A 12,781-nucleotide genomic window follows, 5' to 3' on the forward strand; every position below is an offset into this window, starting at 1 on the left:
TCACCTGGCCTAAAAAGGCACAGCTCAAGCAGCCTTGGGCTTTGGCGGGAATTTCGGTGCGTGCAAGCCCAATTCCATACCGCGCTCGACCATGCCCATGATGTCTTCCTGCGCCACGTCGAACAGGCGCTTGAGTTCGGGCAATACGAAGTACAGCGGTTGCAGGATGTCGATACGATAAGGGGTGCGCATCGCTTCCAGCGGATCGAAGGCTTGGTGCTCGGGCTCATCCGACAGGCAATACACGCTTTCTTTAGGCGAAGACAGAATGCCGCCACCGTAGATGCGGCGCCCTTGGGGCGTGTCCACCAGGCCGAACTCGATGGTCATCCAGTACAGGCGCGCCAGGTACACCCGTTGCTCCTTGGTGGCCGCCAGGCCGAGCTTGCCGTAGGTGTGGGTGAATTCGGCGAACCAGGGGTTGGTCAGCAGCGGGCAGTGGCCAAATATCTCGTGGAAAATATCCGGTTCTTGCAGGTAGTCCAGCTCTTCACGGGTACGAATAAAGGTCGCCACCGGAAATTGCTTGCTGGCGAGCAATTCAAAAAAGGTCTGGAAGGGAATCAGTGCGGGTACACGCGCGACTTGCCAGCCGGTGGTTTCGGCCAGCACCTTGTTGATTTCGCCCAACTGGGGGATGCGATCCAAGGGCAGGCCGAGCTTGTCGATGCCGTCCAGGTATTCCTGGCAGGCACGGCCTTCGATCACTTTGAGTTGGCGAGTGATCAGCGTGTTCCATACCGCGTGTTCTTCTGGCGGGTAATGGATAAAACCTTGCGCATCGGGCTCGCGGGCCACGTAGTGCGTCTGCTTCATACGGCTCTCCTGCTAGGCATTCGTTCTTGTTATGTCCTGCGATGCACCTATTGATAACCCGAACAGCGCCGGATTCCATCGCGGTCTTGCCTGGGTGCGTAGGAAAAACTACCCGTTTTCGTAAAGTATTCGTTACGGGTGTAGGCCTTATCTGTGTCTTGGGCTGTGAAAAGGTGACGCGCTGTCACATAATCTTGACGACTATCTGCGCCCAGCGGCAAAAAGACGCGGTGCTTCCCTACTTTTCGAGCCTTTCCATGCGTATCAAAGTGCATTGCCAGAACCGCATCGGCATCCTGCGGGACATCCTCAACCTGTTGGTGGAGTACGGCGTCAACGTCGCCAAGGGCGAGGTCGGCGGTGAGCATGGCAATGCCATCTACCTGTTTTGCCCGAACCTGGTGAACATGCAATTTCAGGCATTGCGCCCGCAGTTCGAGGCGATTGCCGGCGTATTCGGCGTCAAAAGGGTGGGGCTGATGCCGAGCGAGCGGCGGCATATGGAACTCAATGCGCTGCTCGGCGCCCTTGAATTTCCGGTGCTGTCCATCGACATGGGCGGTTCTATCGTCGCTGCCAATCGTGCAGCGGCACAGTTACTCGGTGTGCGGGTGGATGAGGTGCCGGGTATTCCACTGTCGCGCTATGCCGAGGACTTCGATTTGCCGGAACTGGTGCGTGCCAGCAAATCGCGGATCAACGGCTTGCGGGTCAAGGTCAAAGGTGACGTGTTTTTGGCGGATATCGCCCCACTGCAATCCAGCGAGCATGACGACAGTGAGGCCATGGCCGGTGCCGTGCTGACCTTGCATCGCGCTGACCGTGTGGGTGAGCGCATCTACAACGTGCGCAAGCAAGAGCTGCGCGGCTTTGACAGCATCTTTCAAAGCTCCAAAGTGATGGCTGCGGTGGTCCGAGAAGCACGGCGCATGGCACCGCTGGATGCGCCGCTATTAATAGAAGGCGAAACCGGCACCGGCAAAGAACTGCTGGCCCGTGCGTGTCACCTGGCCAGCCCGCGAGGGCAGTCGCCTTTGATGGCCCTCAATTGTGCGGGGTTGCCCGAGTCGATGGCTGAGACTGAACTATTCGGCTACGGCCCCGGTGCTTTTGAGGGGGCGCGAGCGGAGGGCAAGCTCGGGCTGCTGGAGTTGACGGCGGGCGGTACCTTGTTTCTTGATGGCGTTGGTGAAATGAGCGCGAGATTGCAGGTGAAGTTGCTGCGCTTCTTGCAGGATGGGTGTTTCCGTCGGGTCGGCAGTGATGAAGAGGTGTATCTGGATGTGCGGGTGATCTGTGCGACCCAGGTGGACTTGTCGGAACTCTGCGCCCGGGGTGAGTTTCGCCAGGATCTCTATCACCGACTGAACGTGCTGTCGCTGCACATTCCACCCTTGCGTGAATGCCTGGACGGCCTGGCGCCCTTGGTCGAGCATTTTCTTGACCAAGCCAGTCGGCAGATCGGTTGCCCGCTGCCCAAGTTGGCGCCCGCTGCCATGGAGCGTCTTAGCCACTACCACTGGCCAGGCAATGTGCGGCAGTTGGAAAACGTGTTGTTTCAGGCGGTATCGTTGTGTGAGGGCGGCACGGTCAAGGTCGAGCATATTCGTCTGCCGGATTACGGCGTGCGTCAGCCGCTTGGGGATTTTTCGTTGGAAGGCGGTTTGGAGGATATCGTGGGGCGGTTCGAAAAGGCCGTGTTGGAAAGCCTTTACGCCGAGCACCCAAGCAGCCGGCAACTGGGTAAGCGCTTGGGTGTATCGCACACCACCATTGCGAATAAGTTGCGCGACTATAAGGTGATCAAGTAAGGGTATCGCGATGCTGGACACTGCGTCTTGTGAACGCAGTGTCCGATCTGACAACTGTCCAGTGTGTCAGCCGTAGACAATGTTGTACTGGCCTATTTCTTCAATCTTGCCTGTACTTTTGTCCCTCCAGGCCAGCGTTGTGTTTTCGTTGTCAATTTTAAAGAGCTCAATCAGGCTGTAGTTCTTGTCATGTTCCAAGTTGCTCAAACTTTTTTGAATCTCGGGAGAGAGTTTTCCGTACTTGCCGTTTTTCAGGTCCTTGGCAGTTACGCCGTAATCCTTGAATTGTTGGGCTTCGGAATTCGAATTCAACAGCTTTAATAAATCCGTACCGCTCGTTGGCGTCATATAGCCGTTTTCTGGCTGTTCAATAAATACAGGCCTGCCACCGTCGACGGGTGCCCAGAGGTAGGTAAATGCGTATCCGTTAAACTGAGTCACCATCCGGTAGTCCCTATGTTCATCCAGTTTCCCCAGTTCCTTGGTAATACTGGGGGAGAGTGGCCCATATTTGCCGCCAAGCAGATCCTTGGTGGTGATATCCATGTCCATACGGATCATGGCCTGTGGCAGTGTGTCGATAAGTTTATCCAGCGCCTTTACGGCCGGGTTCCAATGTTGATTTATTGGTGCGAATTCGTCTGCGAGCCTTGGAGAGACAAGATAACTTGGCCGCTGATCAGCATACCTGTCAGTAGGGTAGTTCCAGTCACGGCGCATGTCTGGTACGCGCCGCTCGGGAAGGTAGTCCCAGTCGCGACGCATTTGCGGCAAATCCCGGCTAGGGCGATAGTCCCAGTCTGGTTGCATGTCCGAGATGCGTCGGTCGGGGTAGTAGTCCCTGGCACGGTGCATCTCTGGAAAGTATCGGTCAGGACGATAGTCTGAAACATCGGCCCTGTGCTCGTGGGTGCACGCGTGATAATGGGGCGCGGCCGATGGGTAGTTAGGTCGGTATACATCATGGTCCGGTCTGCCACCCGCTCTTGTAGGGAAGTAAGGAACACTGAAAGGCAGGGTGGGTACTTGTGAAATAGTGGACATGATACTGATCCTGTAGTTAGTGATAGGTGTGTCGCAAACACGCAACTTTAAATACTCGGGGTGGTGATGTTGCGATGGACAGAATTTACGCAGGCAGTAGGGTGTGTTCAAGTTGTCGTTGTTTAGTAATTGTAAGCGTGTGTCGAGACGTTTTAATTTGGTGTAAGTGTTGTGAGATGTCCGAGAAAGCAAGCGTAAAAACATGTATTAACTAAATGCTCAAGCGCCTGATAAAGATGGGTTTCACTCGCTGTACGTGAATTTGAAATAATAAGTCTGGTAGTCACCGCGTGTGTATTAATAACCCATCGCAACATTTCCCTCGATAAGAGCGGCCCAGGAAGCTGAAATGGCGACGCACCGGCGTAATTCAGGCATGGGGAGGGCTTCGGGCGTCAGGTCTTGCCGCAAGCGGCATAAGTCCGCCGTTTTTTCGACTCTTGAGAGTGGGTCTGCTCGACGCTCCAGCCCTCAACCCCCCGTATTCAGGGGGCTCCCTCGTTTTTTTTAAAGTTGGTTCGCAAATTGCTTAAGCCTCCTCAGTACAGCGGTGGGCGGCAAGCGTCCGTCAGAAAGAGGAAAGAGCGTGGACAAGTACCTTTATGTGGCAATGACCGGCGCCAGCCAGAATGCACTGGCGCAGAAGGCCCATGCCAACAACCTGGCGAACATTTCCACCAACGGTTTCCAGCGCGACCTGGAGCAGGCGCGTTCGATGCCGGTGTTCGGTGACAGCTTTCCGGCGCGGGCATTTGCCATGACCGAGCGGCCGGCCACTGACTTCTCCCCGGGCGCGATGATCGAAACCGGTCGCGACCTGGATGTGGCCGTCAGCGGCGACGGCTGGATGGCCGTGCAAACCCCCGATGGCGGCGAAGCCTACGTACGCAGCGCGAGCATGAACGTGGATGCGCTGGGGGTGCTGCGTGCCGGCAATGGTATGCCGATCATGGGTAACGGTGGCCCGATTGCCGTGCCGCCCCAGCAGAAAATCGAAGTCGGTGCCGACGGCACCATCAGCATCCGCGCCATGGGCGAAGGCCCGCGGGTGATGGCGGAAGTGGACCGGATCAAGATGGTCCAGCCCGACCTCAAGAACATGACCAAGGGCCTGGACGGCACCATCCACACCAAGGATGGCCAGCCAGCCCAGGCCGATGCGAACGTCAAGCTGACTTCGGGCTTCCTGCAGGCGAGCAACGTCAATGCCGTGGAAGAAATGACCGCGGTGCTGGCGCTTTCCAAGCAGTTCGAGCTGCACATCAAGATGATGAACAGCGCTAAAGAAGACGACCAGGCCATGACGCGCGTCATGCAGATGAGCTGATTCAAGCCCATTAACTAATTTGCAACGTAGCGCCCACCACCCGGCGCACGAAGGAGAACAGCATGCTTCCGGCTCTATGGGTTGCCAAGACAGGCCTGTCCGCCCAGGACACCAACCTGACGACCATTTCCAACAACCTGGCGAACGTGTCGACCACGGGCTTCAAACGTGATCGCGCCGAGTTCCAGGACCTGCTCTATCAGATCAAGAAGCAGCCAGGTGCCCAATCGACCCAGGACAGCGAATTGCCGTCGGGCCTGCAATTGGGTACTGGTGTGCAGATCGTCGGCACCCAGAAAAACTTCAGCGCCGGTAACCTGCAGCAAACCGGCCAGCCGCTGGACATGGCCATCAATGGCCGTGGCTTCTTCCAGATCCTGCAACCGGATGGGACTACCTCCTACACCCGCGACGGTACTTTCCACCTGGACTCCAACGGCCAGATCGTCACCGCCAACGGTTTCGCCCTGGAACCGGCCGTGGTGGTTCCGGCGGATGCCAAGACCTTTACCGTGGGCAACGACGGCACCGTGTCTATCACTGTGGCCGGCAACCCGGCGTCGCAAGTGATCGGCAACCTGCAAACCGCCGACTTCATCAACCCGGCCGGCTTGCAAGCGATGGGCAATAACCTGTTCCTGGAAACTGCCTCCAGCGGCGCGCCGCAAATCGGCACCCCGGGCCTGAACGGGTTTGGCACCACGCTGCAAAGCACCCTGGAAACCTCCAACGTCAGCACCGTTGAGGAGATGGTCAACATGATCACCACCCAGCGCGCCTACGAGATGAACTCCAAGGTGATTTCCACCGCCGACCAGATGCTCTCGTTCGTCACGCAAAATCTGTAATCACGTCTATGGGGCGCTCTTGACGGCGCCTGCAACACCATGAGGTAAGGGTCATGAATCGCTATGTTTCCGTTTTGGCATTGAGTGGGATCGCCGTGCTCGCGGGCTGTGTTGCCCCAACGCCAAAGCCCAATGACCCGTACTACGCGCCGGTGTTGCCACGCACGCCGCTGCCGGCGGCGGCCAATAACGGCTCGATCTACCAGGCTGGTTTCGAACAGAACCTGTACAGCGACCGCAAGGCCTTCCGGGTCGGTGACATCATCACCATCACCCTCAACGAGAAGACCCAGGCCAGCAAGAACGCCAACTCGCAGATCGGCAAGAACAGCAAGACCAGCATCGGCCTGACGTCGCTGTTCGGCGGTGGCCTGAACACCAACAACCCGCTGGGCGGTGGTGACCTGAGCCTGGACGCCGGCTACAGCGGCGACCGTGCCACCAACGGCAAGAGTGCGGCGGGGCAGGGCAACAGCCTGACCGGTTCGATCACCGTGACCGTGGCCGACGTATTGCCCAACGGCATCATCGCCATACGCGGTGAAAAGTGGATGACCCTCAACACCGGCGACGAGCTGGTGCGCATTGCCGGGATGGTCCGTGCCGATGATATTTCCACCGACAATACCGTGCCGTCGACGCGCATTGCCGATGCGCGCATCACCTACTCGGGGACGGGTTCGTTTGCTGATGCAAGCCAGCCGGGCTGGTTCGATCGTTTCTTCCTTAGCCCGCTGTTCCCTTTCTAGGTGGCCATTTTGAATTTCAAACAGCTGATGGCGACGGCGCTCTTGCTGGCCTTGAGCACTGTGGCCCAGGCCGAGCGGCTCAAAGATATCGCCAGTATTTCCGGCGTGCGCTCCAACCAGTTGATCGGCTATGGCCTGGTGGTGGGGCTCAATGGCACGGGTGACCAGACCACCCAGACGCCGTTCACCCTGCAGACCTTCAACAACATGCTGTCCCAGTTCGGTATCAAGGTGCCGCCAGGCTCGGGCAACGTGCAATTGAAGAACGTTGCCGCGGTGTCGATCAGTGCCGATTTGCCGCCATTCGCCAAGCCGGGCCAGGTGGTGGACATTACCGTTTCGTCCATGGGCAACTCCAAAAGCCTGCGTGGCGGCACCTTGCTGATGACGCCGCTCAAAGGTATCGACGGCAACGTCTACGCCATTGCTCAGGGCAACCTGGTGGTCGGCGGGTTTGATGCTGAAGGCCGCGATGGTTCGAAGATCACTGTCAACGTACCGTCGGCCGGGCGCATTCCCGGTGGCGCGACGGTTGAACGCACCGTGCCGAGCGGTTTCAACCAGGGCAACAGCCTGACCCTGAACCTCAATCGCTCCGACTTCACCACTGCCAAGCGCGTGGTCGACAAGATCAACGACATGCTCGGCCCAGGTGTGGCCCAGGCCATCGACGGCGGTTCGATTCGCGTCACCGCACCACTGGACCCCAGCCAGCGTGTGGACTACCTGTCGATCCTGGAAAACCTGGAGGTCGACCCTGGCCAGGCGGTGGCAAAAGTCATCATCAACTCGCGTACCGGCACTATCGTGATCGGTCAGAACGTCAAGGTCTCGCCGGCAGCGGTGACCCACGGCAGCCTGACGGTGACCATCACCGAAGACCCGATCGTCAGCCAGCCGGGCCCGCTGTCCAACGGCCAGACCGCCGTGGTCCCGCGCTCGCGGGTCAATGCCCAGCAAGAAGCCAAGCCGATGTTCAAGTTCGGCCCCGGCACCACCCTGGACGAGATTGTCCGTGCGGTGAACCAGGTGGGCGCAGCGCCCGGCGACTTGATGGCCATCCTCGAAGCTTTGAAACAGGCCGGCGCCTTGCAAGCCGACCTGATCGTGATCTGAGGCCATGGCCATGGATATGCGCAAGAGCGGCATCAGCAGCACGGCGGACTCGGGGTCTTACTCCGACCTGAATCGGCTTAACCAGCTGAAGGTCGGTGATGATAAGAACAGCGAAGGCAACATGCGCAAGGTGGCGCAGGAATTCGAATCGCTGTTCTTGAACGAGATGCTCAAGTCCATGCGCTCGGCCACCGATGCCCTGGGCAAGGACAACCCGTTGAACACCCCGGCGGCCAAGCAGTACCAGGAAATGTACGACCAGCAACTGGCGGTGTCGATGTCCCGCGAGGGCGGTGGTATCGGCCTGGCCGACGTGCTGATGCGCCAGATGCAAAAGAACAAACCTGTGGAGGCCCAGGCCGCCACCTTGCAAGGCCCGGCAGCGGATGGGCCGGTGAGGAAAGTCGATGTGCCGACCGAGATTGCTGCCGGTACCCAGGCTGAGGGCCCGTTGGGGCGCTCCAATGGCCAGCGTCCATTGTGGGCCTATCGCGTGGCCGAGCCGCAGGCCGGGGCCGTTGCGTCTCACAGCAACGACATGGAGCTGATGAACCAGCGCCGTATCGCCTTGCCCAGCAAGCTGACTGACCGTTTGCTTGCCGGCATCGTGCCCAGTACCCAGGTCGAGGCCAAGGCCGCGCCGCTGCGCAACAGTGCCGCCGATGACAACGTCATCAACAGCAGTGCGCGCACCTTTGCCGTACCGAGCGGGCGCATGCAGGTGTATGGCCGCGCCATTGCCCAGCCACCGCTGGCACCGGCGAAGAAAGCCTTCAGCTCCCAGGATGAATTCGTTGCCACCATGCTGCCGATGGCCAAGGCCGCCGCCGCACGGATTGGCATCGATCCCAAGTACCTGGTGGCCCAGGCAGCGCTGGAAACCGGTTGGGGCAAATCGGTCATGCGTGCCGAAGACGGCAGCAGCAGCCACAACCTGTTCGGCATCAAGGCTGGCCAGAGTTGGCAGGGCGGCCAGGCCCGTGCGATCACCAGCGAGTTTCGCGATGGGGCGATGGTCAAGGAAACGGCGCAGTTCCGTTCCTACAGCTCCTACCAGGACAGCTTCCACGACCTCGTGACCCTGCTGCAAAGCCATGATCGCTATAAAGAAGTTGTGAAATCAGCCGACAACCCGGAACAGTTTGTACGCGAGTTGCAAAAAGCCGGTTATGCAACCGACCCGGATTACGCCAGCAAGATTTCGCAGATCGCAAAAACCATGAACAGTTACCAGAACTACGCTGCCGCTGGCGCAACCACACATTTATAAGGTCTGAACCATGAGTTTGCTCAGTATCGGGATGTCAGGGCTCAACGCCGCTCAAGGATCGCTGTCGGTCTTGAGTAACAACATCGCCAACGTGAACACCCCGGGGTATTCGCGTCAGCAGACCACGCAGAATACCAACGCGTCGAACCCGTTCGGCGGTGTGTTCATCGGCACTGGTACCACCCTGGCCGACGTGCGCCGGGTGTACAACGAATACCTGGACACTGCCTACCAGAACAGCACGGCCCTGAACAACGATGCCAAGGCGTATCTGGATCAGGTCGGCGCCGTCGACAAAGTGCTGTCGGACAAGACCACCGGTCTGTCATCGGTGCTCAGCTCGTTCTTCGCTACCCTGCAAACTGCAGCGTCCAACCCCAGCGACCTGTCGGCCCGCCAACTGCTGGTGACCAACGCCCAGACCCTGAGCAGCCGTTTCAACGCGATCTCGACGCAGTTGACCCAGCAGAAAGAGACTATCAACAACCAACTGAGCAGCATGAGTGAGCAGGTCAATCAATTGACCGCCTCGATTGCCTCGCTCAACAAGCAGATCTCCCAAGTGCAAGGCGCGTCGGGCAATGCACCGGCCAACCTGCTGGACTCGCGTAACGAGGCGGTACGCTCGCTCAATGAGCTGATCGGCGTAACGGCCACCGAGAAGAACGGCCAGTTCAGCGTGACCACCGGCAGCGGCCAGTCCCTGGTGGAGGGCGGGATCTCCAATACGATTTCCGCAGTGCCGAGCAAAACCGATAACAGCCAGTACACCATTCAGTTGGACATGAACGGCACCACCATGGACCTGGGCGGCGTCATCAGTGGCGGCAGCATCGGCGGCCTGTTGCGTTATCGCAGTGATGCCTTGATGCCGGCTATCAACGACCTGGGCCGTATCGCCATCGCAACCGCAGACACCATCAATAACCAACTGGGCCAAGGCCTGGACCTCAATGGTGACTTTGGCGTTTCGCTGTTCAAAGACATCAACAGTGCCGCCGCCATTGCGTCGCGCAGCCAGGGCGCCTCGGGCAACAGTGCCGGGGCCGGCAACCTGAATGTGACGATCAAGGACAGCAGTAAGTTGTCCACGTTTGACTACACCGTGACCTTCAGCGACAAGACCGACCCCAACAAGGTCACGGTACTGCGTTCGGACGGCAAGGCAATGGGCACCTTTGACATGGGCTCCACACCGCCGCCGACCATGGATGGCTTTACCCTGGCGCTGGACGGCAAGGGCGCCATGGCGTTTGGCGACAGCTTCAAAGTCAGCCCGACCGCCACCGGCGCAAGCGGTATGGGTGTAGCGCTCACCGATGCCAACAAGCTGGCGTTTGCCGGCCCGCTGGCGGGTACCAGCAGCAAGACCAACAGCGGCACAGGCACATTTACCCAGCCGTCGTTGACGGTGCCGGTGGACATCCATGGCGGCACCGACACCGCACAGTTGCGCGCCGGTATTGAAAACTCGATGCCGGTGAAGATGGTGTTTGGCAAGCCCGGCGCTGACGGCACGCAGTCGTATACGATCAGCGATTCCAAGGGAAACCCGATTGGCACTGGTTCAATCATCCCGGGGCAGGGCAACAAGATCACCGTCGACGTACCGATGCGCGACGCCAGCGGTGCAGCCATCCCCGGCAAGAGCTTCAAGTTCGACACCACCGTCAATGGCTCCCCGGCAGACGGCGACAGCACTACCTTCGCCTTCAACAGCGGCGGCAAATCCGATGGCCGAAACGCCCAGGAACTGCTGAACCTGCAAACCAAGGCCACCGTTGGCATGGGCGAGGGCAACGGGGGCACCAGCCTGGTGGGGGCCAATAGCAAGCTGGTCTCCACTGTCGGCGCCAAGGCCAGCCAGGCCGGGGTCGACAGCGCCGCCACCGGTGCGTTGCTGAGCGCCAATAAAGATGCGCGCAACTCGGTGTCCGGGGTCAACCTGGATGACGAAGCCGGCGACATGATCAAGTTCCAGCAGTACTACACCGCGTCGTCGCAGATCATCAAGGCTGCGCAGGAAACCTTCACCACACTGATGAATGCTCTTTAAGGGAGGCTGGGACGATGCGTATTTCTACACAGCAGTATTTCGAGACCAGCTCTGCCAAGTACCAGAGCAACTATTCCAGCGTGGTCAAGGCCCAGGACCAGGCCAGCACCGGTGTCCGTGTGCAAACCGCCGCGGATGATCCGGTAGCGGCGGCGCGGTTGCTGATGCTGCAACAGCAGAAAGATATGCTGGCGCAATTCAACGGCAATATCGACACGTTGAAGAACTCGCTGACCACCCAGGACGGCGTGCTGGAAAACATCAATATCGCGATTCAGCGGGCCAGTGAGCTGGCGTTGAAGGCGGGTAACGTTGGTATCAGCGACGCTGACCGCAAATCGACTGCCGCCGAGATCGGCGCCATTGAAGATCAGGTGCTGGGCCTGCTCAATACCAAGGACGCCAGCGGTAATTACCTGTTCTCCGGGAGCAAGACCGACACGCCTCCCTACACCCGCAACAATGACGGCACCTACAGCTACCAGGGCGATGACACGCCGCTGAGCCTGAAGGTGGCGGAGAACCTGTCGGTCGCCATGGGCAATACCGCCAAGAGCATGCTGGAAAGCTCGGCGAATACGGGCCGTACGCAAACAGCACCGATCCTCGTGCCGCCAGCGGTCGATGATGGCAAGGTCACCGTGTCTGCCGGGCTGATCGCGGCCAACACCAGCTATAACAGCAGTTTTTCCGACGGCCAGCCGTACAAGCTGACCTTCACCAGCAGCACCCAATATGTCGTAACGGACAATGCCGGCAAGGACATCACCTCGGAGATTCCGGGCAACGGCACTTTCGATGCCACCAAGGAAGGCGGTTCGAGTATCAATCTGCGCGGGGTCAAGTTTGACATCGGCTTGAACCTGGGCAAGGACGCACTGGGCAAAGACATACTGCCCGGCGCGCCATCGGACGCCATCGTCAAGGATCGCGAGTTCAGCTTGTCGGTCAAGCCGGACACCTTCAGTGTTTCACGCACCCCGAGCAATCCGTCCACTGCGCAACTGAGCGGCGGCACGGTGAGCGATCCGGCGGCATACGCCAGCACCTTTCCCAACTCGGGTGTCGTCGTCAAGTTTGGCGCGGCCGGTGCCTATGATCTGTATGCGCAGCCGTATACCGCAGACAGTAAATCCATTGCCAGTGGCACCCTGGCAGCTGGTGCAACGTCAATCACGGCGGCGGGCGTGACCTTCGATGTCACCACCGCACCGGCGCCGGCAGCCGGCGACCAGTTTTCGATCAGTGCCACCAGCAACAAGAATGAGAATGTCCTCGACACCTTGAGCCATTTGCGCAAAATCCTGGAAACGCCGTCAGACGGCAACCCGGCGGCGCAGAAGGAGCTCAAGGATGTGGTGGCCAAGTCCATTGGCAACCTGACCAATGCCTACAGTCAGATCGACCAGGCGCGCGGTTCCCTGGGGGCGCGCCTCAATGGCCTGGATATTCAGTCCAAGGAAAACGTTAGCCTGGACCTGGCCAATACCACCACCATGAATGCCCTGGGCAATGTCGACTTCGCCGAGGCCGCCATCAACCTGAGCTTGCAGCAGACCATGTTGCAGGCTTCGCAGTTGGCCTTTGTGAAAATCTCGCAGTTGAGCCTGTTCAACAAGATGTGATCGGCGCTGTGCACGACGGCCCAGCCTGGAAACAGGCTGGGCCGTCGTCGTTTCCGTGGCGCAATTGTTGAAACGTTTTGCATAAACCACGCAAAATTGAGTGACCTGTGAGTCATAAA

The 12,781-nt window shown here is 59.1% G+C and carries 10 protein-coding genes; 8 read left to right on the top strand and 2 right to left on the bottom strand.

The genetic code is table 11. The annotated features are described in order from the left end of the window. Positions 1 to 24: 24 nt before the first annotated feature. Positions 25 to 816, bottom strand: a complete 792-nt coding sequence (gene phhA / locus E4O98_RS08450; RefSeq protein WP_043049667.1) for a phenylalanine 4-monooxygenase — start codon at positions 814 to 816, stop codon at positions 25 to 27. Between the two features lie 257 nt (positions 817 to 1,073). Between phhA and E4O98_RS08455 the strand changes: the two genes are divergently transcribed. Further along, the gene (locus E4O98_RS08455) at positions 1,074 to 2,627 is read left to right on the top strand and encodes a sigma-54-dependent phenylalanine hydroxylase transcriptional regulator PhhR (RefSeq protein ID WP_005790109.1); all 1,554 of its coding nucleotides are present in this window, start codon (positions 1,074 to 1,076) and stop codon (positions 2,625 to 2,627) included. A gap of 66 nt (positions 2,628 to 2,693) precedes the next feature. On the opposite strand, the gene E4O98_RS08460 is transcribed toward E4O98_RS08455, so the two are convergent. Continuing rightward, positions 2,694 to 3,671: a hypothetical protein gene (locus E4O98_RS08460; protein ID WP_223018134.1), complete on the bottom strand. Its 978-nt coding sequence runs from the start codon at positions 3,669 to 3,671 to the stop codon at positions 2,694 to 2,696. 586 nt (positions 3,672 to 4,257) lie between these two features. On the opposite strand from E4O98_RS08460, the gene E4O98_RS08465 reads away from it, so the two are divergent. From E4O98_RS08465 to E4O98_RS08495, 7 genes are all read left to right on the top strand, one after another. Continuing rightward, positions 4,258 to 4,998, top strand: coding sequence for a flagellar basal body rod protein FlgF (locus tag E4O98_RS08465; protein WP_032880052.1), 741 nt, complete (start codon positions 4,258 to 4,260; stop codon positions 4,996 to 4,998). Positions 4,999 to 5,060: 62 nt separating this feature from the next. Next, positions 5,061 to 5,846, top strand: coding sequence for a flagellar basal-body rod protein FlgG (flgG, locus tag E4O98_RS08470; protein ID WP_005790105.1), 786 nt, complete (start codon positions 5,061 to 5,063; stop codon positions 5,844 to 5,846). Between the two features lie 53 nt (positions 5,847 to 5,899). Beyond that, the gene (flgH, locus tag E4O98_RS08475) at positions 5,900 to 6,595 is read left to right on the top strand and encodes a flagellar basal body L-ring protein FlgH (RefSeq protein ID WP_005790104.1); all 696 of its coding nucleotides are present in this window, start codon (positions 5,900 to 5,902) and stop codon (positions 6,593 to 6,595) included. A gap of 27 nt (positions 6,596 to 6,622) precedes the next feature. After that, positions 6,623 to 7,711 carry a flagellar basal body P-ring protein FlgI gene (locus E4O98_RS08480; RefSeq protein ID WP_164699565.1) on the top strand — a complete coding sequence of 363 codons (1,089 nt, stop codon included), beginning with the start codon at positions 6,623 to 6,625 and terminating at the stop codon, positions 7,709 to 7,711. A gap of 4 nt (positions 7,712 to 7,715) precedes the next feature. Then, positions 7,716 to 8,981 carry a flagellar assembly peptidoglycan hydrolase FlgJ gene (flgJ, locus tag E4O98_RS08485; protein ID WP_032880054.1) on the top strand — a complete coding sequence of 422 codons (1,266 nt, stop codon included), beginning with the start codon at positions 7,716 to 7,718 and terminating at the stop codon, positions 8,979 to 8,981. A 10-nt stretch (positions 8,982 to 8,991) separates the two neighbouring features. Next, positions 8,992 to 11,037, top strand: coding sequence for a flagellar hook-associated protein FlgK (flgK, locus tag E4O98_RS08490; protein ID WP_248134695.1), 2,046 nt, complete (start codon positions 8,992 to 8,994; stop codon positions 11,035 to 11,037). A gap of 14 nt (positions 11,038 to 11,051) precedes the next feature. Beyond that, positions 11,052 to 12,662 (top strand): flagellar hook-associated protein 3, encoded by a 1,611-nt coding sequence (locus E4O98_RS08495; protein ID WP_032880055.1) that lies wholly within the window; start codon positions 11,052 to 11,054, stop codon positions 12,660 to 12,662. Positions 12,663 to 12,781: the final 119 nt, after the last annotated feature.

Origin of the sequence: Pseudomonas sp. W2Jun17 (assembly GCF_023127795.1) — a bacterium.
Taxonomy (GTDB): domain Bacteria; phylum Pseudomonadota; class Gammaproteobacteria; order Pseudomonadales; family Pseudomonadaceae; genus Aquipseudomonas; species Aquipseudomonas synxantha_A.